General features: G+C 69.0%; 20 protein-coding genes and 2 pseudogenes. 11 read left to right on the forward strand and 11 right to left on the reverse strand.

Going from position 1 to position 22,195, the window contains the following annotated elements; genetic code table 11:
- The first annotated feature begins 3 nt into the window (after positions 1-3).
- A complete protein-coding gene (locus PVT71_RS27215) occupies positions 4-792 on the forward strand; it encodes a heme ABC transporter ATP-binding protein (protein WP_353476365.1) in 789 nt (262 codons plus the stop codon).
- Positions 793-850: 58 nt separating this feature from the next.
- Here the strand turns inward: PVT71_RS27215 and PVT71_RS27220 are convergent, their stop codons facing one another.
- From PVT71_RS27220 to PVT71_RS27250, 7 genes are read right to left on the reverse strand one after another with little or no spacing between them, the layout of a single operon-like run.
- The gene (locus PVT71_RS27220; protein WP_353476366.1) at positions 851-1,594 is read right to left on the reverse strand and encodes an aspartate/glutamate racemase family protein; all 744 of its coding nucleotides are present in this window, start codon (positions 1,592-1,594) and stop codon (positions 851-853) included.
- Positions 1,594-2,949, reverse strand: coding sequence for an amidase (locus PVT71_RS27225; RefSeq protein WP_353476367.1), 1,356 nt, complete (start codon positions 2,947-2,949; stop codon positions 1,594-1,596). Before PVT71_RS27225 ends, PVT71_RS27220 begins: the two co-directional genes overlap by 1 nt.
- Positions 2,946-3,845 (reverse strand): polysaccharide deacetylase family protein, encoded by a 900-nt coding sequence (locus PVT71_RS27230; protein WP_353476368.1) that lies wholly within the window; start codon positions 3,843-3,845, stop codon positions 2,946-2,948. The genes PVT71_RS27225 and PVT71_RS27230 overlap by 4 nt, the downstream gene beginning before the upstream one ends.
- Positions 3,846-3,849: 4 nt before the next feature.
- The gene (locus PVT71_RS27235) at positions 3,850-4,650 is read right to left on the reverse strand and encodes an ABC transporter permease (RefSeq protein ID WP_353476369.1); all 801 of its coding nucleotides are present in this window, start codon (positions 4,648-4,650) and stop codon (positions 3,850-3,852) included.
- Positions 4,647-5,477 carry an ABC transporter permease gene (locus tag PVT71_RS27240; protein WP_353476370.1) on the reverse strand — a complete coding sequence of 277 codons (831 nt, stop codon included), beginning with the start codon at positions 5,475-5,477 and terminating at the stop codon, positions 4,647-4,649. Before PVT71_RS27240 ends, PVT71_RS27235 begins: the two co-directional genes overlap by 4 nt.
- Positions 5,474-6,553 carry an ABC transporter ATP-binding protein gene (locus PVT71_RS27245; protein ID WP_353476371.1) on the reverse strand — a complete coding sequence of 360 codons (1,080 nt, stop codon included), beginning with the start codon at positions 6,551-6,553 and terminating at the stop codon, positions 5,474-5,476. Before PVT71_RS27245 ends, PVT71_RS27240 begins: the two co-directional genes overlap by 4 nt.
- A 13-nt stretch (positions 6,554-6,566) precedes the next feature.
- Positions 6,567-7,619: an extracellular solute-binding protein gene (locus PVT71_RS27250; protein ID WP_353476372.1), complete on the reverse strand. Its 1,053-nt coding sequence runs from the start codon at positions 7,617-7,619 to the stop codon at positions 6,567-6,569.
- Between the two features lie 215 nt (positions 7,620-7,834).
- On the opposite strand from PVT71_RS27250, the gene PVT71_RS27255 reads away from it, so the two are divergent.
- Positions 7,835-9,145: an amidohydrolase family protein gene (locus PVT71_RS27255; RefSeq protein ID WP_353476373.1), complete on the forward strand. Its 1,311-nt coding sequence runs from the start codon at positions 7,835-7,837 to the stop codon at positions 9,143-9,145.
- A gap of 14 nt (positions 9,146-9,159) precedes the next feature.
- On the opposite strand, the gene PVT71_RS27260 is transcribed toward PVT71_RS27255, so the two are convergent.
- Entirely contained in the window at positions 9,160-9,855 is a 696-nt protein-coding gene (locus PVT71_RS27260) for a GntR family transcriptional regulator (RefSeq protein ID WP_353476374.1), read from the reverse strand.
- 461 nt (positions 9,856-10,316) lie between these two features.
- Here PVT71_RS27260 and PVT71_RS27265 point away from each other — a divergent pair, with 461 nt between their 5' ends.
- From PVT71_RS27265 to PVT71_RS27285, 5 genes are read left to right on the forward strand one after another with little or no spacing between them, the layout of a single operon-like run.
- On the forward strand, positions 10,317-11,375 hold the full coding sequence (locus PVT71_RS27265; RefSeq protein ID WP_353476375.1) for an ABC transporter substrate-binding protein: 1,059 nt from the start codon (positions 10,317-10,319) through the stop codon (positions 11,373-11,375).
- A gap of 16 nt (positions 11,376-11,391) precedes the next feature.
- Positions 11,392-12,288, forward strand: a complete 897-nt coding sequence (locus tag PVT71_RS27270) for an ABC transporter permease (RefSeq protein WP_353476376.1) — start codon at positions 11,392-11,394, stop codon at positions 12,286-12,288.
- Complete coding sequence (locus tag PVT71_RS27275; protein ID WP_353476377.1) at positions 12,285-13,073, forward strand: ABC transporter ATP-binding protein; 789 nt, start codon at positions 12,285-12,287, stop codon at positions 13,071-13,073. The genes PVT71_RS27270 and PVT71_RS27275 overlap by 4 nt, the downstream gene beginning before the upstream one ends.
- Entirely contained in the window at positions 13,070-14,611 is a 1,542-nt protein-coding gene (locus PVT71_RS27280) for an amidohydrolase family protein (RefSeq protein WP_353476378.1), read from the forward strand. Before PVT71_RS27275 ends, PVT71_RS27280 begins: the two co-directional genes overlap by 4 nt.
- Positions 14,612-14,635: 24 nt before the next feature.
- Entirely contained in the window at positions 14,636-16,132 is a 1,497-nt protein-coding gene (locus PVT71_RS27285) for an amidohydrolase family protein (protein WP_353476379.1), read from the forward strand.
- A 30-nt stretch (positions 16,133-16,162) separates the two neighbouring features.
- Here the strand turns inward: PVT71_RS27285 and PVT71_RS27290 are convergent, their stop codons facing one another.
- The 3 genes from PVT71_RS27290 to PVT71_RS27300 all read right to left on the reverse strand — a co-directional run bounded on the left by PVT71_RS27290 (position 16,163) and on the right by PVT71_RS27300 (position 18,259).
- Entirely contained in the window at positions 16,163-16,864 is a 702-nt protein-coding gene (locus PVT71_RS27290) for an RES family NAD+ phosphorylase (protein ID WP_353476380.1), read from the reverse strand.
- Entirely contained in the window at positions 16,861-17,250 is a 390-nt protein-coding gene (locus PVT71_RS27295) for an MbcA/ParS/Xre antitoxin family protein (RefSeq protein WP_353476381.1), read from the reverse strand. Before PVT71_RS27295 ends, PVT71_RS27290 begins: the two co-directional genes overlap by 4 nt.
- 85 nt (positions 17,251-17,335) lie before the next feature.
- Entirely contained in the window at positions 17,336-18,259 is a 924-nt protein-coding gene (locus PVT71_RS27300; protein WP_353476382.1) for a LysR family transcriptional regulator, read from the reverse strand.
- 207 nt (positions 18,260-18,466) lie between these two features.
- On the opposite strand from PVT71_RS27300, the gene PVT71_RS27305 reads away from it, so the two are divergent.
- From PVT71_RS27305 to PVT71_RS27320, 4 genes and pseudogenes are all read left to right on the forward strand, one after another.
- A complete protein-coding gene (locus PVT71_RS27305; RefSeq protein WP_353476383.1) occupies positions 18,467-19,759 on the forward strand; it encodes an ABC transporter substrate-binding protein in 1,293 nt (430 codons plus the stop codon).
- 3 nt (positions 19,760-19,762) lie between these two features.
- A complete protein-coding gene (locus tag PVT71_RS27310; protein ID WP_353476384.1) occupies positions 19,763-20,722 on the forward strand; it encodes a sugar ABC transporter permease in 960 nt (319 codons plus the stop codon).
- A gap of 2 nt (positions 20,723-20,724) precedes the next feature.
- A pseudogene (locus PVT71_RS27315) lies at positions 20,725-21,594 on the forward strand (carbohydrate ABC transporter permease); the annotation flags it as partial.
- Positions 21,595-21,691: 97 nt separating this feature from the next.
- Positions 21,692-22,187, forward strand: a pseudogene (locus PVT71_RS27320) (ATP-binding cassette domain-containing protein); the annotation flags it as partial.
- Between the last annotated feature and the right edge of the window lie 8 nt (positions 22,188-22,195).

Below are 22,195 nucleotides of genomic sequence, written 5' to 3' on the forward strand. Positions count from 1 at the left end.
GCCATGCTGAACGCAACTGATGTCACCGTGACCCTGGGGCGCCGCCGGGTCCTCGACGGGGTGAGCTTTCGCGCCGCGCCCGGTGCGCTGACGGCGATCGTCGGGCCGAACGGCTCGGGCAAGACCACGCTGCTGCGCGCCATGTCCGGCGATCTCGGCTACGAAGGGCGCATCACGCTCGGCGGAGAGGATCTCTCGGGCACTCCTCCCTGGCGTCTTGCCCTCCGCCGCGCAGTGCTGGCGCAGTTCACGCCGCTGGCCTTTCCCTTCACCGTGGCCGAGGTCGTCCGGCTCGGGCAGATCCGCAGGAGCGCGGCTGGCGCGCCCGACCTCACCCCGCGCGCGCTGGCGCGCGTGGGGCTTTCGGGATACGCCGGGCGGCCCTACCAGGAGCTTTCGGGCGGCGAGCAACAGCGCGTCCAGCTTGCCCGCGTGCTCTGCCAGGTCTGGGAGCCGGTCGAGGAGGGCGAGGCGCGCTGGCTGTTCCTCGACGAGCCGGTCTCTAGCCTCGACATCGCGCACCAGCTGCAGGTCATGCGGATCGCCCGCGACTTCGCCGACGCGGGCGGCGGCGTGGTGGCGATCATGCACGACCTGAACCTCACCGCGATGTTCGCCGACAGCGTCGCGCTGCTGGCCGGGGGACGGCTGCTGGAGCAGGGCAGCGCCGGGACGCTGCTGCGCGACGAACTGCTGTCCCGCGCCTACGGCTGCACGCTGCGCGTGAGCACGCCGCCCGTCACCGGCCCCTACGTGCTGCCGCATTCGGCGCAGCTGGGCGGCGCCGGCTAGACCCCGGGGCGGATCCGGCGGACGGGTTCGCCGCCGGAAGCCCCCCGCCGCGCCGCGGTCACGGCGCCTCCATCGCGATGATCCGGCTCAGCGCCGGTGACAGCCCGACCGAGGCCTTGCCGATCGGCCGCGAGGCGCGCGCCAGCCCGGCGGTCCGCAGCGAGGCCAGCGTCTGCGCCTGCGCCGTCGCTGCCGAGATCGGATCGAGCACCACCGCCGGAACCTCCCCGGCGATCTCGGGGGCAAGCCCGGCCAGCGGCGCGCCGCCAAGGATGACCACGTCGGCACCATCCTCGAGCGCCGCCTCGCGGGCCAGCGCGACCAGCGCCTCGTGCTGCGCGGCGCGGTTGTTCAGCAGCTCGGGCACGTGCCGCCTCGGCGTGCGCACCCCGGTGAAGCGCCCGGCAAGCCCCGTTGCCGCGACGCAGTCGCTGTACCAGCGCGTCATGACCGGCGAAAAGGTGACGATGGAGAACCGCTCGCCCAGCATCGCCGCCGAAAGCACCGAGGCCTCGGCCATGCCGACGACCGGCACGTCGAAGATCTCGCGCGCGCCCACGAGGCCGGGATCGCCGAAGGCGGCGATGATCACCGCGTCGATGCCCTCGATATTGTCGGCGATCATCTCGAGCGCGATGCCGCCGGCGATCTGCGCCTCGGCGCGCGAGGCGATGTAGGGAAAGCCGCGCAGGGCGGTCAGCGGCAGGATCTCGGCCCGTCCGCCCGCCACCCGGCGGGCGATGGTGGCCATGCTGTCGGTCATCGCCTCGGTCATGTTGGGATTCACGAGAAGAAGCCGCATCACCGACCCTCCGGGCTGGGGCACGCGGCCGAAGGCAGCAGCGGCGCGATCGCGGCCGCGAGGGCCAGCAGGTGCGCATCGCGCCCGGGCGCGGCGATGATCTGCATCCCGAGCGGCAGGCCCGCCGGGTCGGTCCCGCAAGGCAGGGTGATCGCCGGGCATCCCGCGTGGTTCAGCTGTGAGGTGAAGGCGGCGTGATCGCGCGGACCGCAGGGCGCGCCGCCGATGCTTGCCGGGGCGCTCAGTTCGACCGGCCAGGCGGCGCAGGGCGTGGTGGGTGTGATCATCGCGGCGTGGCGCGACAGGAACTCCAGCATGATCTCCCGGATCCGGTGGCTGGCCTGGTGGGCCTCGGCCACGGCGACGCCGCTCAGCCCGAGCCCGCTTTCGATCTGCGCCCCGAGGTCCGGGTCGAAAATCTCCGGTGCCTCGCGCCAGCGTGTCCCGAAGAGCGCGGCAAGCCCCGAGTGCTGCAGCGGCATGACCGACATGCCGTCGAGCCCCTGCCAGTCGGGGGCCGCCGGTTCCAGCGCATGGCCCGCCGCCGCGATTGCGGCGATGCCGGCCTCGAAGGCCGCGCCGACGCCGGGATCGAGACGCTGGCCGAGGCCGAAATCGGCGGCAAAGGCGATGGTGCCGGCGAGCGGCGTCGCGGGGGCGAGATCGGCCAGCACGGCCATGGCAAGGCTGATGTCCTCAACCGTGCGGGCGATGGGCGCCAGCACCGAGATGCCCCAGACCGGCTCGTCGAAGCCGGGTCCGTAGGGGATGAGATCCTGCGTCGGCTTCAGCCCCACCAGCCCGACATGCGCCGGCGGGCGCCGGGTCGAGCCGCCGGCGTCGGTGCCGAGCGCCAGGGGCGCCATGCCCGCCGCCACCGCCGCGACCGGCCCGCCCGACGAGCCGCCGGGGGTGCGGGACGGGTCGAGCGGGTTGCGGGTCATGCCGTAGAGCGGCGTGTTGGTCGAGCCCTTGCAGGCGAATTCCGAACAGGTGCCGATGCCGAGGACCACCGCCCCCGCCGCGCGCAGCCGCGCCACCGCCTGCGCATCCTCGGGCGCGACGAAGTCCTCGAAAAGCTTCGAGCCCTGGGTGACCGGCAGGCCCTGCACCCAGATGTTGTCCTTGATCACCACCGGCACCCCGGCCAGCGGCAAGTCCCTGCCCGCCGCGAGCCGCGCGGCCACCGCCTCTGCCTCGGCCTCGAGCGCAGGGTTGATCAGCGTCAGCGCGTTGAGTGCCGGATTGCGCTCCTCGGCGCGCACGCGGGCGGCGGCGGCGGCGGCCTGCGGCGTGACGCGCCCGGCGCGCACCTCGGCCGCGAGCGCGGTTGCCGTGAGATCCATGAGGTTCATGCGCGGGCTCCCTGCGTTGCCGCCCAATGGGCGGCGATGTCCCGGCGCGGCGCGATCCAGACGCCGTCGCGGGCGGTGATGTGCTCAAGCACCTTCTCGAGCCCGGCGATCCGCCCCGGGCGTCCGATCAGCCGCAGGTGCAGGCCGATCGACATCATGCGCGCGGCCTCTGCGCCCTCGGCGTAGAGCCGCTCGAAGGCGCCGATCACGTAATCCGAGAAATCCCGCGCCTGCACGAAGCCGCCACCGGGCGAGAAGCGCATGTCGTTGGTGTCGAAGGCATAGGGCAGGATGACGTGGCCGCCCTCCATGCGCGGGATGTCGTCGTCGTAGACGTCGCTGTCATAGAGGAAATCGCCGCGCGCCTTCAGCAGGGCCCGGGTGTTCACCGAGGCCGAGGAGCGGGTGTGCCAGCCCACCGGCGCGACACCGCAGGCGCGGGTGATGGCGGCATGGGTGCGGGCGATCACCGCCTCTTCCTCGGCGCGCGCCATGTTGGCGTGCCGCTCCCAGAGCCAGCCATGGCACGAGACCTCGTGGCCCCGCGCCACCGCATCCTGCAGAAGCCACGGCGCGCGCTCGGCCACCCGGCCGCAGGTCGAGAAGGTGGCCTTCGCGCCGACCCCGTCGAAGGCGCGGGCGATGCGGGCGTAGCCCTGCCGGGTGCCGTAGGCGAAATGGGTCTCCATGCAGAGGTCGGGCACCTGCTCGACCTCCTCGCGGATCTCGTAGGTGGACTCGTTGCGCGCGTCGCCGTCGCCGATCGAATACTCGGCGCCCTCCTCGACGTTCACCACGAAGGAGACGGCGAGCCGGGCTCCCCCTGGCCAGCAGGGCGCGGGTTCGGCGCCGAAATAGCCCCGGAAATCGCGGCGGTCCTGTGTCTGCTCGGTCATGTGCTCAGCCCTGGATCATGCGGTTGAGACCGACGGTGCGCGCGCCGATGACCAGCACGATGATCGCCAGCAGGATCAGCCCAGAGGACATGGCCGCCAGCGACGGGTCGGGCTGTTCCTCGAGGTACTGCAGCATCTTGATCGGCAGGGTCTTGTTGCGCGCGTCGGTCAGGAAGATCGAGATCGGGTAGTTGTCCATCGAGGCGAGGAAGGCGAAGAGCCCCGAGGTCAGGTAGGCGGGCGCCAGGCTCGGCACCAGCACCTTGAGGATCGACTTCGGATAGCTCAGCCCCAGCGTGCGGGCGGCGTCGATCAGCGAGAAGTCGAAGGCCGCCATCGAGGCCAGCAGCGTGCGCATCACGAAGGGCAGGGTGATGACGATATGGCCGAGCAGCAGCGACCAGTAGGCGTCGCGCAGCCCGATCTCGCGGAAGAACTGCAGGAGCGCCACGCCGAGCACCAGCCCCGGCATCATCAGCGGCGAGACGGCGAAGGTGGCCACCGCCTCGCGGCCGGGGAACTGGCCGCGCGTGACGGCGACCGCCGCGAGCGTGCCCAGCACCAGCGAGATCAGCGTCGAGACCACGGCGAGGTTCACCGAGAGCAGCACCGCCTCCCAGAGCCCGCTGCGCTCGCCCAGCGAGCGGTACCAGCGCAGCGACCATTCCGGCGGCGGCAGCGTGTAGACCGGCGAGGAGGTGAAGGAGGCGGCCAGCGTGATCACGATGGGCAGCATCAGGAAGGCCACGCAGGCCAGCCCGACGATCCACGAGAGGGTGCGGAAGATGCGGTCCGTCTGGGTCATGTGCGGGCTCCCAGCCTGCGGGCGAGCCAGCTCGACAGCACGACCACCAGCACCGCGATGCCCAGCAGCACCGCCGAGATGGTCGAGCCGAGCGGCTCGTTGCGAAGATAGAGGAACGACCGGGCGATCAGCATCGACAGGGTCTGCTGGCGCTCGCCGACGATCAGCGAGGGGATGACGTACATCGACACCGCCAGCGAGAAGGTGAAGGCCGATCCCGCGACGACACCCGGCAGGGTCAGCGGCAGGGTCACGTTGAAGAAGCGGAACATCGGCGTCGCCCCCAGCGAGGCCGCGGCCTCGGGCAGGCGCTGGTCGAGCTGGCGGACGACGGCGTAGATCGGCAGCACCATGAAGGGCAGGAAGACGTTCGCCGCCCCGACCACCAGGGCGGCCTCGGTGAACATCATGCGCATCGGCCTGTCGATCAGCCCGATCCATTGCAGCGCGCCGTTGAGCGCCCCGTTGGCACGGAAGAGGATCGACCAGGCAAAGGCCTTGACCACCACGCCGAGCGACATGGGCAGCACCATCGCCACGAGGAAGACGGTCAGCCAGCCTCCCCTCGCGCGGCTCATGGCGAAGGCGGTGGGATAGGCGATGACCAGCGCGAGCAGCGTGGTGAGCGCCGCCACCCGCAGCGTGCGCCAGAGCACGCGCATGTTGTACTCGTCGGCGAAGAAGGCGCGGTACTCGGCCAGCGAGAAGCCCTCGGGCGTCTGCACCGATTTCGCCAGCAGCAGCACCAGCGGCAGCGCGTAGACCACGGCGAGGAAGCCGAGCGCCGGGACCGCCAGCAGCGAGATGCGGTCGATCCGGGCGCTCATGCCGCGTCCCCGTAGACCAGCGTGTCGTCGACCGCCCAGCCGAGCGTCACCGTCTCGCCGCGCGCGAGCCCGGTGCGGATGCCGGGCAGCTCGCAGAGGATGCGGTCGCCCTCGGCGGCGCGGCCGTGCAGCACCGTCTTCGAGCCCAGCACCATCGCGTCCTCGAGCGTGACCGTCACGCTGTTTTCGCCCTGACCCACGGCGATGAGCTCGGGGCGCACCCCGACCATGGCAGCGGACCCGACGGGCAGATCGCCCCGGGCGCGCAGCGGGCCATGCGGGGTCTCGATCCGCAGCACGCCGTCCCCGGCGGCGGTGACGCGCCCCGAGAGCCGGGTCGAGAGGCCGACGAAATCCATCACGAAGGGCGAGGCGGGCCGCGCGTAGAGCGTCGAGGGATCGGCGAACTGCTCGATCCTGCCGGCGTTCATCACCGCGATCCGGTCCGAGACGCCCATCGCCTCTTCCTGGTCGTGGGTGACGAAGATGGCCGTGATGCCGCGGTCGCGCAGCAGCGACTTCAGCTCCACCTGCATGGTCTCGCGCAGCTTGCGGTCGAGCGCCGAGAAGGGCTCGTCGAGCAGCAGCAGATCCGGGCCGACCACCAGCGCACGGGCCACCGCGACGCGCTGCTGCTGGCCACCCGACAGCGCCGAGATCGGCCGCTCGGCAAAGCTCTCCATCCGCACGAGGCGCAGCGCCTCGTCGACCGGTCCGGCGATCGCCGCCTTCGGCGTGCCGCGGGCGCGCAGCCCGAAGGCGACGTTCTCGGCCACGGTCAGGTGCGGGAAGAGCGCGTAGTTCTGGAACACCACCGACACGTTGCGCCTGTGCGCCGGAAAGCGGCTGATGTCGCGCCCGCCCAGCACCACCGAGCCCTCGTCGGCCTCCATGAGCCCGGCGATGATGCGCAGCAGCGTGGTCTTGCCGCAGCCCGAGGGACCGAGGAGAGAGACAAGCTCTCCCCGGTCCACCCGGAAGTTCATGCCGGACATGACCCGGGTACCCTTGAAGGATTTGGCAACGCCCCAGACGTCGAGGTAGCGGCGGTCTGCGGGGGTGCGGTCTTGAGCCATGTCCGTCATCGTCTCAGAGCGCCATCAGCTTGTCGAAACGCTCGATCCAGTCGCGGCGGTTGGCGGCGACGAAGGCCCAGTCGGGGCTGTAGATCTCGACGCCGTCGGGGATCACCGCGCCGGCCTTGACTGTGGTGTTGGCGGGCACCGAGGCGGCGAAGTCGGCGATCGCCGCCTGCATCTTCTCGCCCAGCATCTCGTTGACATAGGCCGCGGCGAGTTCCGCGTTCGGCCCGCCCTTCACGAGGCAGATGCCCGAGGGCATGGCGAAGATGCCTTCCTTCGGCGCGGCCAGATCCACCGGCACGCCCTCTGCCTTGCGCGGCAGCGTGTAGGACGAGAAGTTGCCCGACAGCAGCGTGATCTCGCCCTGCTCGAGCAGGTTGAAGGCCTGGCTCATGGTCGAGTAGACCGACAGCAGGTTCGGCTTCAGCTCCTCGAGCTTGGCGAAGGCGGCCTCGATCTCGTACTGCGCTTCCGAGAAGGGCTTGCCCGAGCCGAGCATGGCGGCCATGAACAGCGTCCACATGCCTTCGGTGTTTTGCAGGGACGGAATGATCACCTGCCCCGCGTTCGCCGGATCCCAGAGCGCCTCCCACGAGGGCACGCCCTCGGCGAAGTCGGTGTTGTAGGCCACGCCTGCCCAGGGCTGGACGTAGTTGCACCACATGCCCTCCATGTGCACGGCATCGCCGCGCAGCTGGGTCATGTTCGGAACCGCGTCTGCGGTGATCGGGGTCAGGAGATCCGCATCGACCGCCTGGATCATCACCGGATCGTCCATCTGCACGACCGACAGGTAGGGGTTGTCCTTGTTGCTGGCCATCTTCTCGAGGTTGACCGAGGACTTGGTGCCCTCGAAGAGGATGTCCGCGCCGATCGCCTCCTTCATGTGGGGCACGACGATGGCCTCCATCCAGGCGCTGTGCGAGCCGGCGCAGCCGATCACCAGTTCCGAGGATTGCGCGCGCAGGAGAGCCGGGGCGGCGAACGTGCCGGCGGCGGCGAAGGCAGAGGTCTTGAGCAGCGAGCGGCGGGTCAGGCCGCGGGGAGAAATGCGTGTCATGAAGTGTCCTTCTCTGTCGGGTTGGACGGCTCTAGGCCGCGGGCGAGGCCGGTTCTGTCGCCGGGCTTTGGAATGGAATGCCATTTGACTTATGGTCATGAGCCGCCCAATCTCCGAGGAGAAACCGCAGGAATCCCCAGCAAATCCAGAGTTGATCAAAGATTGTGCGATTTGATCGCCCGTCTGCCGCGCACTTGAACGTAAGGAAAACCAAAATGGCATCCCATCTGCGAAACGTGAGCCTGCTGACCCCCGACTCGGGGATGAAGAAGGGCGTCGACCTCGTCGTCGGCGACGATGGCCGCATCGCCGCGATCGGCCCGGACTTGCCGCCGCTTCCCGGCGCCGAGGTGATCGACGGACGCGGCGCGCTCTGCCTGCCGGGCTTCGTCAACTCCCACAACCACTCGCCGCTGATGATCGTGCGCGGGATGATCGAGGACGTCAGCTTTGCCCCCGCCTACACGCCCGGCGTGCCGCAGGGCCACTGGCTCTCGGACGAGGAGACGCTGGCCCTCGCCCGGCTCGGCGTGATGGAGATGCTCTGCGCAGGCGCCACCACGATCGTCGACTACTACCGCTGCCCCGAGGCGCTGGCGCGGGCGGCGCAGGAGTTCGGGCTGCGCGCCATGGTCGGCGGCCGGGTCATGGACATGGACAGCGCCGCGCTGTCCGAGGGTCGCTTTGCCCGCGACGCGGCGCTCGGCGAGGCGACGCTGGGCGCGGCGCTGGCGGTGCAGGAGAAATGGGACGGCAAGGGCCGGATCAGCACCATCCTCGCGCCGCACGCGCCCGACAGCTGCTCGCGCGAGATGTTCCTGCGGATGCGCGATCTTGCAGAGAAAAGCGGCAAGCAGATCCACACCCATCTCAGCCAGTCGCCGATGGAGGTCGAGCAGCTGCTCGCCCGCGAGGGCATGACCCCGACCGAGTTCCTCGAGGACGTGGGCGTGCTCAACCCCGACCTGATCGCGGCGCATTGCATCTTCATGTCCGAAAGCGACATCGCGCGTTTCGGCGCGGCGGGGGCGGTGGTTGCCCACGCGCCGATCGGCAACGCGAGCTTCGGCGCCGCCGCCCCGGTCAAGGCGCTGCTCGAGGCGGGCGCGACGATCACCCTCTGCACCGACACCAAGTCCGCGGACATGTTCGAGGCGATGCGCATGGCGCTGGCGGCGGCGCGCTGGCGGGCGGGGATGTCCTTCGACTTCGACGCGGCGCAGGTGCTCGGCTGGGCCACGCAGGGCGGCGCCGCGGCGCTGCGCGGCCATGGCGCCAGCGGCAGGCTGCGGGTGGGCGATCCGGCGGATCTCATCCTGCTCGACCCGGACGCGCCGAACCTGCGCCCGCAGATCGACGGAGCAGGCATCGTGGTCCATTCCGGCAACGCCGGGAACGTCACCGACGTGATGGTCGAGGGAGAATGGCTGGTGCGCCACCGCCGCCCGACGCGGGTCGACATGACCGAGGTGGTGCACACCGCCCAACAGGTCTGCGAAGGGCTCTGGGCGCGCGCGGCGGCCTGAGCTGCCGTCCTAGCCTAGCCCTCGCCTGCCGCCAGCATCGCGGCGAAGTTCTCGCCGGTGTGCTGGAGGTGCTGGCGCCAGACCAGCGCCGCCGCCGCCTCGTCGCGGCGACGCAGCGCCTCCATCAGCGCCTCGTGCTCGGCCACAGACTGCGCGAGGCGGTCGGGGTTGTGGATCGCCATGAACCGCCCGTAGCGCGCCCGCGCGATGAGCCGCTTGTGCGCGTCGTGGATCACCGGGTTGCCGCAGCGCTCGACGACGAAGTCGTGGATCTCGCTGTTGGTGTCGAAATAATCGGTGTGGCTGCCGACCTTGTAGAAGGTCAACATGCGCGCGTGCAGCTCCTCGAGTTCGTCGAGCTGCTCAGTAGTGATGGTGCGCGCCAGCCGTTCGGCGGCGAGGCTCTCGAGCGAGGCGATCACCTCGAAGAGCTGCACCGCCTCCTCGGCGCTGCACTGCACGACCTGCGCCCCCTTGTTGCGCGAGATCTCGATCAGCGCGTCCTGGTGCAAGAGCTTCAGCGCCTCGCGCACCGGCGTGCGCGACAGGTCGAGCTCGGCCGAGATGCGCCGCTCGACGAGGCGCGAGCCCGGCGGGTAGGCACCCTTCACGATGCGGTCGCGCAGCACCTCGGCCACCCATTGCGCGATCGCGGTCGGGGATTCCGTGGCGGGCGGAGGCAGCGGCAGGTCAGGCAGGGGCTGGGGCAATGAAACGGCTTCCCGAGAGGATTGACTTGGCATCCCATCTTGCCGATGGCGCGAAACGATGCAACCGCCGAGTGTGCGGGGCGCAGCGACCGGGTCCGACCCGGGCCCCCTGCCCCTGAGTCGCCCGCATCACCGCCTCCTCGACCGGCCGTGCAGCATCGCGATGCCTAAAATCCGAAATTTTGGCATCCCATTTGCCCAATAACCCGACAATCGCGCGTTTTCCGCTGGCTGACCCTCGCGCCGCGCTCTCACCTGCCGCTCCGGAGCGCGCAGGCTCGGTGTCAGCGCAGGGAGGGCACACTGCCCGCTGAACCACTGATCCGATCGCATTGCGGCAGTGTTCGTCCCTCTTCTCCAGGTTGGCGTGCCGAGAAAAATTGTCATGGACGATTTGGCCCGGCCTGCCTGAACGAAAGACCGCCGCCCCGTTGTCCGTGCCCAACAGAGAGGACAACGACATGTGCGAAAGATGCGGTAACACCTATCAGACCATCCAGCATGCAAGCCGCCGCGGCTTCCTGAGGGGCGGCGTCGCCGCCGCGGCAAGCCTCGCCATCCCCGCCGGGCTGATGAGCGCCTCGGATGCCGCGGCCGCGGGCATGACCACGATCAAGGCGACCCACGGCTCGGGCCTGTGCAACCTCGGCATCTTCCTTGCCAAGGAGCGCGAGCTGGCGAAGGACGACGGCGTCGAACTCGACTTCGTGGTCACCCCCACCACCACCGACGTGGTGACGCTCTTCGGGGCGGGCATGGTCGACGTCTCGGTCATCCCCTACTCGAACTTCATCACCCTCGTGGATGCCGGCGCGCCGGTGCGCATTGTCGCGGGCGCGGGTGTCGAGGGCTGCGTCTTCGTCGCCGCAGAGGGCATCACCAAGGCCGAGGACCTGAAGGGCAAGACCATCGGCACCTTCCAGGCCGACACGCTCGAGGTGCTGCCCTACGACTACCTGACCAAGGCCGGCATGTCCTTCGCCGATGTCGAGGTGAAGTACTTCAACACCTCTCCGGAACTCGCCGCCGCCTTCATCAACGGCGGCATCGACGCGGTCTGCCACATCGAGCCCTATGCCACGCAGTGCCTGCAGGAGCGCGCCGGCTCGACGGTGCTGTCCGACGGCATCGACGTCTACGGCAAGGGCTACTCGGACTGCGTCCTCGCCGCGCGCATCCCGCTGCTGGAAGAGAACCCCGACGCGGTGAAGGCCGTCATCAAGGCGATGATGACCGCGCAGCTGCAATCCGAGCAGGACACCGAGAAGGCGCTCGAGGACACCGTCGGCACCTACTACAAGACCTCGCTCGAGGCGCTGAAGCTCGCGCAGTCGCGCCAGCCGGTGATGATCGACCAGCGCAACAACACCGACTTCTTCACCGAGCGGTCGGAGTCGATGAAGGCCATGGGTTACGTGCGCAACACGCTGCCGCCCGAGGCCGTGGACTGGACGCTGCTCGAGGCGGTGATCGCCGAGAATGCCGAGCTCTACGGCCAGCTCGCCCTCAAGACAGCCTGAACGACAGGAGACTCCCATGAGCGACGGAACCATGAGTGACGAGAGAAAGCTCCCTGCCCCATCGCCGGCGCGGCCTGCGCGAAGCCTGACCCGCAAGATCGTACCGGTGCTGTGGTCCCTCGCGTCCCTCGCGATCTTCGTCGGCTTGTGGGAGTTCGCGTGGTGGCGGGGGTGGGCCAACCCCCTGCTCCTGCCACCGCCCCACATCTTCCTGGCCAACCTGCCCGACCAGTTCCGCTTCTTCGACCCGAACGGCCAGCGCGCCGGCGCGCTCAGCTCGGGCGGCTCGATCTGGTCGGTGCTTGGGGTGATCGGCTGGACCTCGCTGCGGGTGACCGCGGGGCTCGCCGTGGGCTTCGCGCTGTCGCTGGCGGTGGGGCTCGCGATCCGCTACTTCCGCATCTTCGGCAACCTCATGCTGCCGATGATCACCATGCTGGCGCCGATCTCGCCGGTGGCCTGGATCCCGGTGGCGGTCTTCGTCTTCGGCATCGGCAACCCGCCGGCGGTGTTCCTGGTGTTCATCGCGATCTTCTTCGTGATGACGCTGGCGACGCTCTCGCTGATCGACAGCGTGCCCAAGAACTACATCCAGCTGGCCAAGATCATGGGCTGCTCGAAGCGGCAGATCTACCGTCACGTGATCCTGCCGGCGATCCTGCCCGACCTTTTCGTCACGCTGCGCATGAACCTCTTCGGCGCCTGGATGGTGGTGCTCATCGCCGAGGCGGTGGGCGTCGGCTCGGGCCTCGGGCAGGTCACCATGATGGCCCGCAACACGTTCAACGCCAGCCTCGTCTTCTTCACCATGACCCTGATCGGGATCACCGGCTTCGCCTTCGACCAGGCGCTCCGCTACGTGCAGCGCAAGGTCCTGTGGTGGGTCGGCCCCAGCCCCGTGGGAGGGGTGTGACCATGCTCGGACTGTCCATCAAGAATGTCTCCAAGACCTGGAACCCCGACGGGCCCGATCCCGTCCCGGCGGTTCGGAACCTCACGCTCGACGTGGCGCTTGGCGAGTTCGTCGTGCTGCTCGGGCCGTCGGGCTGCGGCAAGAGCTCGCTGCTCTACATCGTCGCCGGGCTCGAGGACGCGACGCAGGGCAGCGTCACCTTCGACGGGCTCGAGATCACCGAGCCCTCGCCGGAACGCAGCCTGATCTTCCAGGAGGCCTCGCTCTACCCGTGGCTGACGGTGAAGGACAACATCACCTTCGGGCTGAAGATCGCCGGCCGCTCGCCGCGCGAGATGGACGAGGCGGCGGACCGGCTGATGCGGCTCGTCGGCCTTGCCGGGGCCGGCAACAAGCGCCCGCACGAGCTGTCGGGCGGCATGCGCCAGCGGGCGGCACTGGCCCGGGCGCTGGCGATGAAACCCAAGGTGCTGCTGATGGACGAGCCCTTTGCCGCGCTCGACATCCAGACCCGTGCGCGCATGCAGAAGCACCTGCTCGACGTCTGGGAAAGCTCCGGCGCCTCGGTGCTGCTGGTCACCCACTCGATCGAGGAGGCGCTGGCGCTCGCCGACCGCATCGTCGTGTTCAGCGCCCGTCCCGGCCAGATCAAGGCCGAGATCCGGCTCGACCAGGCCCGTCCGCGCGACCTGCGCAGCCCCGAAATGATCGACCTTGCCCGGCGCTGCGAGGCGCTGCTGGCCGAGGAAGTTGAAAAATCCTTCAAGGAACAGGAATTCTCGTGAGTACCCAGATTGTTACCGCCCGCTGGATCGTGTCGGGCGCAAAGGATGACACCTCCCCCGAGATCATCGAGAACGCGGCGCTGGCGCATGAGGACGGGGTGATCCTCGCCGTCGGCCCCGCCGCCGAGATCCTCGCCGCCTACCCGGGCGCCGAGGTGACGGACTACCCGCACCACCTGATGATGCCGGGCCTCGTCAACAGCCACCACCACATCGGCCTGACGCCGCTGCAGCTTGGCGCGCCCGATTACGCGCTGGAGCTGTGGTTCGCCGCGCGCCTGTCGATGCGCAAGATCGACCCCTATCTCGACACGCTCTACTCGGCCTTCGAGATGATCTCGTCCGGCGTCACCACGGTGCAGCACATCCAGGGCTGGGCGACGGGCGATCTCGAGCAGGTCAAGGCCTCGGCCGGCGGCGTGCTGCGCGCCTACGAGACCATCGGCATGCGCGCCTCCTACTGCTACGCGGTGCGCGAGCAGAACCGCTTCGTCTACGCGGCCGACGAGGACTTCTGCCGCCGCCTGCCGCCCGAGGCCGGGCGCGCCATGGCCGAGCATCTCGCGCAGCAGAAGATGAGCTTCCCCGAGTACATGGCGCTCTACGAGCACCTGCGCGACACGAAGACCCATGCCCGCGCGCGCATCCAGCTGGCCCCGGCCAACCTGCACTGGATGACCGACGACGGGCTGCTGGCAATGAAGGAGCGCTCCGACGCGGACGGCGTGCCGATGCACATGCACCTGCTCGAGACCGCCTACCAGAAGGAATACGCCTTCAAGCGCACCGGAACGACGGCGGTCAAGCACCTTGAAAAGCTGGGTATTCTCGGGCCGAAGCTGACGCTGGGTCACGGCGTCTGGATGACCGAGGAAGACCTCGAGATCTGCGCCGGCACCGGCACCTGCGTGTGCCACAACTGCTCGTCCAATTTCCGCCTGCGCTCGGGAATGCTGCCGCTGATGGAGCTGCGCAAGCGCGGCATCACCGTCGGCATGGGCATGGACGAGGCGGGGATCAACGATGACCGCGACATGCTGCAGGAGATGCGCCTCGCGCTGACCGTGCACCGCGTCCCGGGCATGGACCACGACGCCGTGCCGACGCCGACGCAGGTGCTGCGCATGGCCTCGGAGCATGGCGCGCTGACCACCGCCTTCGGCGCCGAGATCGGCCGGCTCGACGCCGGGCGGCGTTTCGACGCGGTGGTGCTCGACTACGATCGCGCCACCTACCCGTTCCAGGACCCGGACATCGCGCCGCTCGACGCGCTCATCCACCGCGCCAAGACCAAGGACGTGCACGCGGTGCTGGTGGATGGCGAGGTGATCTTCCGCGAGGGCGTCTTCACCCGCATAGACCGCGAGGAGATCCTCGCCCAGATCGCCGAGGCGCTGGCCCTGCCGCGCGACGCGGAGGAGCAGCACCGCCACTGGCTGCGCGCGCAGGTCTTCGGCGAGGTCGAGAAGTTCTACGACGGCTACATCACCGGCACCGCGGCGCGGACGCCCTACTACACCGGCTCGTCCCGGACCTGACGCGGGAGGCGAGGAGGCCCGACCATGCCTGAAACCCTGTTTCGCAACGTGCGCCTGCTTGACCTGCAGGCGCACGGCGGGATGTCCGCGCCCTGCGACCTGCTGGTGCGCAACGGCCGCATCGCCGCGATCGGCGCGCTTGGCGACATTCCCGGCGCAACGATCGTCGAGGGGCGCGGCGACCTGCTGATGCCCGGCCTCGTGAACGGCCACTTCCATTCCTCGGTCACCCACATGAAGGGGCGGCTGCCGTCGCTGCCGCTCGAGGTCTTCATGCTCTACGAGTGCCCCGAGCTGGAAGTGCTGCGCCCGACCCCGCGCGAGGCCTACCTGCGCACCATGCTGGCCTGCATCGAGATGCTGAAGACCGGCACCACCTCGGTGCAGGACGACTGCTTCTTCGTGCCGGAACCCGAGCCCGCGATCATCGACGCGGTGGCGCAGGCGTATCTCGACAGCGGCATCCGCGCCCGGCTCGCGCTCGACCAGCCCGAGGTGCCGGAGCTCGACAAGCTGCCCTTCCTGCGCGAGTTGCTGCCGCCCGAGCTGCGCGCGCCGCTCGAACTGCCCTCGCCCTGCCCGGCCGAGCGGCTGCTGGAGCTCTACGATCACCTGATCACCCGCTGGCACGGCGCGGCGGAGGGCCGGATCAAGGCCGCGGTCTCCTGCTCGGCGCCGCAGCGCGTGACGCCCGGCTACTTCGCCGCGCTCGACGCGCTGAGCCGGAAGCATGACCTGCCCTTCTACGCCCACATGCTCGAGACCAAGCTGCAGCGGGTCTATGGCGAGGACTGCCTCGGCGGGCGCTCGCTGGTGCGCTACACCGCCGATCTCGGCCTGCTGTCGGAGCGGATGAACGTGATCCACGCCATCTGGGTTGACGATGCCGATCTCGACCTGCTGGCGGAAACCGGCGCGAGCGTGGCGCACAACCCGATCTCGAACCTCCGCCTCGGCAGCGGCATCATGCGCTGGCGCGACATGCAGGACCGGGGCATCCCGATCTGTCTCGGCGTCGATGAGGCGATCGCCGACGATGCGATCAACATGTGGTCGGTGATGAAGACCGCCGCGCTGATCCACACGCTCGACCGCCCTCGCTACGAAAGCTGGCCCGCCCCCGGAGAGGTGCTGCGGGCGGCCACCGAGGGCGGCGGCAGGGCGATGCGCGAGCCGGGTCTCGGCACGCTGGCAGCAGGCGCGCCTGCGGACCTGAACCTCGTCAATCTGCGCGCCCTGCCCTTCGTGCCGCTCAACGACCTTCCGCGCCAGCTGGTGCATTGCGAGCTGGGCCAGTCCCTGCGCCTGACCATGGTGGCCGGGGAGATCGTCGCCGAGGGAGGGCGGCTCTGCCGCGTCGACGAGGCGGCGCTGCTGGAAGAGGCGGCCGAGGTCTTCGGGGCGAAGCGCGAGGCGATGGACCGCGCCGATGCGCAGGTCGCGCGCTACCTGCCCGCCTACCGCGCGATGTATGACCGCGCGTCGGCGCGGGACGTGGGGATGCGGCGACGCCTCGACTGAGGCCGCCCGCGGAGAACGGCGCCCGGCGGTTCAGGCCGCGGCGATGACCGAATAGTCGGGCGTACCTTCCCAGATGAGGTCCCAGGACGCGCCCGGTCGGACGTTCTGGATGGCGCGGGGCTCGAAGCACACGAGGCAGTTGCCCCCCGGCTTCGGCGCGCGGACCGAGGGGTAGATCAGCCCACGCGCGCCTTCGCGCCGCAGGTGCTGGGCAAGGGTCTGGCCCTCGGGGTATCCGATCGCCGGATCGGGGTGCAACGCCGGATGGCCCGGGTCATCGGTGATGTCGTCAAAGGCGCCGATGAAATCCGCCAGCATCTCGACGTAGCGGGCGCTGTCCTCGAAACAGCCGGTATAGCCAAGCTCGCGCGTCCGGTGCCACGCCACCTCGCTGACCGAGACCATGACGTCCCAGGCGCAGTACCAGGCCCCGCGCTCCTCGGAGTTGAAGCGGTTGCCGCCAGCGCGCGTGTAGGTGAAGGCCGCGTTGACATGGGTCTCGCCATAGATGCGCAGGTCGTGGCTGCGGCGGCGCCAGGCAAGCTCGCGCGGGTCGATATGGGGGTTCCTGCCCCGCTCGGCCTGGAGGCGGCCGCTGGTCATACCCTCGATCTCGGCGAGGATCTCGACCTCGTCGTCGCTGTCCACGAGGCCGCGCAGCGCGGGCGGCTTGTGGTAGGTGGCGGGCAGGAGGCGAACAAGACCGCGATCCGAAATCTCGGTCTGTTTCACGCGCCACCCCGCAGCGCGTCGAGATAGGTGCGGATGGCGAGGATCTGTGGCAGGCCGCCCTCGACCGCGGCGTCGACCGGCCGGCTGCCGCCGAAGAGCGGGCCGGCGTTCGGCCGGGTGAACCAGCTCCGCGCGAGCGGGTCCGAGAAATAGAGTTCGAGCGACTTGTAGATGCCGATCACCGCGCTGAGCCGCAACAGCTGGTCCTTGGTCAGCTCGCCGGCGAAATCGGGTTTCCGGGCGCGTTTCCAGGTGCTTTCCGACATGTCCGCGAGGCCCGCCGCCTCCTTGACGCTGAGCGCCCAGGCATCGACGATGCGCGCGTAGGCCTTGAGGGCGACGGCGTTGATCTGCGCGGGTTCCCGGGTCTTGGCGATGACGTGCATCTCGATCTCCTTTGGCCTGAATATAGACCATCTGATCCCTTAGTAAAGATCATATGGACCGATCGCCAGAGCGCCGCGCCGTTCCCTAGCCTTCGAAGGGCGGGAAGAGCTTCAGCTGCTCGGCGCGCTCGAGGATCGCGCGGATGCAGGCCTGCACCTTGGGGTTGGCGCGCCGCTCGGGCAGCACGTGGATGCCCATGACCGCGCGCTTGACGTCCACGCCGGGCCGCAGCTCGACCCGGCCGAGCCCCTGCTCGCCGAAATACTCCGTCAGGACCGTGCTGTGGATCAGCACCGCGTCGGTGGCATGGACGAACTCGAGGCAGGCCTCGAGCGAGTTCGAGGTGAAGGCATGACCGAGCCGGGAGGCATCGTAGAGCTCGCTGCCCGAGACGAGGCGCTTCTGGCTGACGTCGACGGGATAGGCCATGGTCGTGGGATAGGCGCGGATCTCCTCGAGGCCGCGCGGCTCGGCCAGGAGCGGGTGCCCGCGCCGGACGAAATAGCCATCCATGGCGTGGCCGATCGGGATGAAGTCGACGGCGATCCCCTCCTTCAGCTGGTCGATCCGGTGGCCGATGAAGAGCGAGATGTCCCCGGCCAGCAGCTGGTCCATGCAGCGCATCATGTTGCCGATGCTGAGGTTGATCGGCGCGTCCGGATGCGCCCTGAAATGCTCGACGACGTAGTCTCGCAGGATCAGGAACCAGGTGGAATAGCCGGTGCCGATGCTGATCCCTTCCTCCAGTTCCGCCTTCTGCCGCGCGATCGTGGTCAGCGCGTTGGAGTGCAGCCGCCCGATGACCACGGCGCTGTTGTAGAGCGTCTCGCCATAGGTGGTCAGCTGCACGCCGCGCGCCGAGCGGTGGAAGAGCGTCACGCCGAGCGATTCCTCCAGCCGCTTGATGTTGTAGCTGAGCGTCGGCTGCGACAGGCGCAGCTTCTCGGCAGCGGCCATGAGCGAGCCCGCCTCGGCGACCGCCACGAATTGTTCGAGAGCCCTGTCCATGTGTCCGCCTCCTCCTCTGGAAGAGGCATAGATACCTTCTATGACACGGTCAATATTTTGTAGTTGTTCGTATGGCTCGGGCTCCCTAGGTTGGTCCGGCGACAGTGCTTCGACACGCGTCGCGCCCGGTGAGGAGACACCGGACGATGGAGGAGAAGGACGGGCGGGCGCCCTGCGTGCCACAGCCGTCCAGTTTGGGAGGACAACATGACTTCGACCCGTATCGACCGGCGCCGGCTTCTCGGCACCGGGCTGGCGATGGCCGGCCTGCCGCTTCTGGGAGCGCGCGGCGCCTTCGCGCAGCAGGGTGGCAATATCCGCATGATCTGGTGGGGCGGAGACGAGCGCGCGCGGCGCACCAACGCCGCCATCGACAAGTTCAGGGCCGCCAACCCCGAAGCCTCGGTGGAGGCGGAATTCATGGGCTGGGACGACTACTGGGCGCGGCTGGCGACCCAGGTCGCCGGCGGCAATGCGCCCGATTTCATCCAGATGGACTACCGCTACATGTTCGAATACGCGCGGCGCGACGCGATCCGCCCGCTTGACGAATTCCTTGGCGCGGAACTCGACATCGCCGATTTCGGGCAGGTCAACCTCGACAGCTGCTCGGTGGACGGCAAGCTCTACGGCGGCAACGTCGGGGTCAACGCCTTCTCGGTGGTCTACGATGCCAAGGCCTGGGACGAGGCCGGGGCAGAGGCGCCGTCGCTCGGCACGAGCTGGGACGGCTTTGCCGAGAAATGCGCCGCCTTCGCCGCCGGGAACAGCCGCAGCCGCGTTTACGCGACCGCCGACGGCAGCGGCCAGGAGGGGCTCTTCGAGGTCTGGCTGCGCACCCAGGGCAAGGCCCTCTACACGCCCGAGGGCATGCTCGGCTACGACGCCGCGGACGCGGGCCGCTGGTTCGCCTACTGGGCCGAGATGCGCAAGGCCAAGAGCTGCGTGCCCGCCGACGTGCAGGCGCTCTACAAGAACTCGCCCGAGACCGCGCCGATCGTCTCGGGCAGCGCAGTGACCGATTTCGCCCACTCCAACCAGTTCGAGTCCTACCAGAAGCTGGTGCAGGCCGAGCTTTCGGTGGTCGGCGCGCCGGTACTCGAGGGTGGCCAGCCGGGCCAGTACCTCAAGCCTTCGCAGATGTTCTCGATCTCCTCGACCTCGAAGGAGCCGGCACTCGCGGCGCGGATGATCAACTTCCTGATCCGCGATCCCGAGGGTGCGCGCCTGCTCGGCCTCGACCGCGGCGTGCCCGCCTCGCCGGAGATCCGCGAGGCGATCCTGCCCGATCTCAACGACAGCGGCCGCAAGGTGGTCGAGCTGATCTCCAGCCTGACGCCGCAGATCGGTGCGCTGCCCCCGGCCCCGCCGAAGGGCGCGGGCGAGATCAACGCGGTGCAGATCCGCGTCAGCCAGGAAGTGGGTTTCGAGGCCGTCTCGCCGGAAGAGGGCGGCGCGGCGCTGGTCGACGAGGCCGCCGCGATCCTGAAGCGGGCCTGAGGCATGGCCGCATCCGACGCATTCGACGGCGGGACATCCGCCTCGCGTCCGGCACCGGAGGGATGGCTCGCGCGGGCCATCCACCGGAACGGCGCGGGCTACATGTTCCTCGCGCCCTGGCTGATCGGCTTCTTCTGCCTGACGCTCGGCCCGGCGCTGGTCTCGCTCTACCTGTCCTTCACCGACTTCGACCTGCTGACCTCGCCCGAGTTCATCGGCGCGCAGAACTACGTCCGCATGGTCACGGAGGACGCGAAATTCGCCGCGGCGATCAAGGTGACGCTCGTCTACGTGGCGCTGTCGGTGCCGCTCAAGCTGGCCTTCGCGCTGGCGATCGCCATGGTGCTCAACCGCGGCATGCGGGCCCTGCCGGCCTATCGCGCGATCTTCTACCTGCCCTCGCTGCTTGGCACCTCGGTCGCCATCGCGGTGCTCTGGCGGCAGCTCTTCGCGGCGGACGGGCTGGTGAACTCGCTGCTGGCGATGGTCGGCATCGAGGGGCCGAGCTGGATCTCGAACCCCAACTACTCGCTCTACACGCTGGTGGTGCTCTCGGTCTGGCAGTTCGGCTCGCCGATGATCATCTTCCTCGCCGGCCTGCGCCAGATCCCCGCCGACATGTACGAGGCCGCGAGCCTCGACGGCGCCTCGCCGCGGCGGCAGTTCCTGCGCATCACCCTGCCGCTGCTCTCGCCGGTGATCTTCTTCAACTTCGTGATCCAGACGATCGAGGCATTCAAGGCCTTCACCCCGGCCTTCGTCATCTCGGGCGGCTCGGGCGGGCCGCTGAAATCCACCTACCTGCTGCCGATGTACATCTACGACGAGGCCTTCCGCCGCTTCGACATGGGCTATGCCTCGACCCTCGCCTGGGTGCTCTTCGTGATCATCATGGTGCTGACCCTCGCGGCCTTCTGGTCCTCGAAGAAGTGGGTCTACTACGCCGGCGACAAGCGGAGCTGAACATGACCGACATCACCCATGCATCCGACGTCATGAGCGCCGCCGCCGACAGCCTCGCCGAGGCCCGCGCCGCCAACGCCCGGCAGATCCGCAAGGCCCGCATCTCGGCCGCGGTGCGCTACATCGTCCTCTTCGGCGTCGGGCTCCTGATGCTCTACCCGCTGATCTGGCTGGTGGGCGCGTCCTTCAAGACGAATGCCGAGATCTTCGCCAACCCGGGCTTCATCCCGCAGCATCCCACCGCCGAGGGCTATGTGAAGGGCTGGGAGACCTCGACCCCCTACACCTTCGGGCGGTTCTTCCTGAACTCCTTCCTGATCATCATCCCCAAGGTGATCGGCACGGCGATCAGCTGCACCATGGTGGCCTACGGCTTCGCCCGCTTCGACTTCCCGCTGAAGAAGCTGCTGTTCGGGTCGGTCATCGCGATCCTGCTGCTGCCCAACGTGGTCACCCGCATCCCGCAGTACATCCTCTTCCGCGACCTCGGCTGGCTCGACAGCTTCCTGCCGCTCTGGGTGCCCTCCGCCTTTGCCGGCGACGCCTTCTTCGTCTTCATGCTGGTGCAGTTCCTGCGCGCCATCCCAGGCGACATGGAAGAGGCGGCGCGGGTCGATGGTGCCAACTCCTGGCAGACGCTGGTGTTCATCGTCGTGCCGATGCTGGCCCCGGCGCTGATCTCGGTGTGCCTCTTCCAGTTCATGTGGACGATGAACGACTTCCTCGGCCCGCTGATCTACATCAGCTCGGTCGACAAGTACCCGGTCAGCCTGGCGCTGAAACTCTCGATCGACACGACCGAGGCGTTCGAATGGAACCGCATCCTCGCGATGTCCGTGCTCACCATCACGCCGGCGCTCGTCGTGTTCTTCGAGCCCGGCGCCTTCGACCGGCCCCGGTGGGCTGCGGCAATCCACGCTCTGCATGATCGCCAAGCTCGAGAGGTCACGGCGGGGCTGATGATCGGCGGTGCACGGGATCGACCTCGACGTGGAAGAGGGCGAGTTCATGGTGCTGGTCGGCCCCTCGGGCTGCGCCAAGTCCACCACGCTGCGGATGATCGCCGGGCTCGAGGAGGTGACCTCGGGCGAGATCCGCATCGGCGACCGCATCGTCAACGCCCTGCCCCCGGGCAAGCGCCGCATCGCCATGGTGTTCCAGAACTACGCGCTCTACCCGCACATGAAGGTTCGCTCCAACCTCGCCTTCGGCCTGCGCCTCGCGCATGTGCCGAAGCCGAGCGCGAGGCCGCCGTGCAGGAGGTCGCCCGCATCCTCGAGATCGAGCCGCTGCTCGACCGCCTGCCGAAGCAGCTTCGGCGGCGCCAGCCAGCGCCAGCGCGTCGCCACCGCATCCGGCGCATCGTGCCCGCGAAGCCCGAGGTTTTCCTCTTCGACGAGCCGCTCTCGAACCTCGACGCGGCGAGCTGCGCGTCGAGATGCGGCTCGAGATCTCGGAGCTGCACAACGCGGC

The sequence above is a fragment of the Salipiger sp. H15 genome (genome assembly GCF_040409955.1).
Classification (GTDB): Bacteria; Pseudomonadota; Alphaproteobacteria; order Rhodobacterales; family Rhodobacteraceae; genus Salipiger.

What these genes read in the sequence shown, in the direction of transcription:
- PVT71_RS27215 (WP_353476365.1), top strand. Translation starts at nt 4, where the DNA reads ATGCTGAACGCAACTGATGTCACCGTGACCCTGGGGCGCCGCCGGGTC.
- PVT71_RS27220 (WP_353476366.1), bottom strand. Translation starts at nt 1,594, where the DNA reads ATGCGGCTTCTTCTCGTGAATCCCAACATGACCGAGGCGATGACCGAC.
- PVT71_RS27225 (WP_353476367.1), bottom strand. Translation starts at nt 2,949, where the DNA reads ATGAACCTCATGGATCTCACGGCAACCGCGCTCGCGGCCGAGGTGCGC.
- PVT71_RS27230 (WP_353476368.1), bottom strand. Translation starts at nt 3,845, where the DNA reads ATGACCGAGCAGACACAGGACCGCCGCGATTTCCGGGGCTATTTCGGC.
- PVT71_RS27235 (WP_353476369.1), bottom strand. Translation starts at nt 4,650, where the DNA reads ATGACCCAGACGGACCGCATCTTCCGCACCCTCTCGTGGATCGTCGGG.
- PVT71_RS27240 (WP_353476370.1), bottom strand. Translation starts at nt 5,477, where the DNA reads ATGAGCGCCCGGATCGACCGCATCTCGCTGCTGGCGGTCCCGGCGCTC.
- PVT71_RS27245 (WP_353476371.1), bottom strand. Translation starts at nt 6,553, where the DNA reads ATGGCTCAAGACCGCACCCCCGCAGACCGCCGCTACCTCGACGTCTGG.
- PVT71_RS27250 (WP_353476372.1), bottom strand. Translation starts at nt 7,619, where the DNA reads ATGACACGCATTTCTCCCCGCGGCCTGACCCGCCGCTCGCTGCTCAAG.
- PVT71_RS27255 (WP_353476373.1), top strand. Translation starts at nt 7,835, where the DNA reads ATGGCATCCCATCTGCGAAACGTGAGCCTGCTGACCCCCGACTCGGGG.
- PVT71_RS27265 (WP_353476375.1), top strand. Translation starts at nt 10,317, where the DNA reads ATGTGCGAAAGATGCGGTAACACCTATCAGACCATCCAGCATGCAAGC.
- PVT71_RS27270 (WP_353476376.1), top strand. Translation starts at nt 11,392, where the DNA reads ATGAGCGACGGAACCATGAGTGACGAGAGAAAGCTCCCTGCCCCATCG.
- PVT71_RS27285 (WP_353476379.1), top strand. Translation starts at nt 14,636, where the DNA reads ATGCCTGAAACCCTGTTTCGCAACGTGCGCCTGCTTGACCTGCAGGCG.
- PVT71_RS27295 (WP_353476381.1), bottom strand. Translation starts at nt 17,250, where the DNA reads ATGCACGTCATCGCCAAGACCCGGGAACCCGCGCAGATCAACGCCGTC.
- PVT71_RS27300 (WP_353476382.1), bottom strand. Translation starts at nt 18,259, where the DNA reads ATGGACAGGGCTCTCGAACAATTCGTGGCGGTCGCCGAGGCGGGCTCG.
- PVT71_RS27305 (WP_353476383.1), top strand. Translation starts at nt 18,467, where the DNA reads ATGACTTCGACCCGTATCGACCGGCGCCGGCTTCTCGGCACCGGGCTG.
- PVT71_RS27310 (WP_353476384.1), top strand. Translation starts at nt 19,763, where the DNA reads ATGGCCGCATCCGACGCATTCGACGGCGGGACATCCGCCTCGCGTCCG.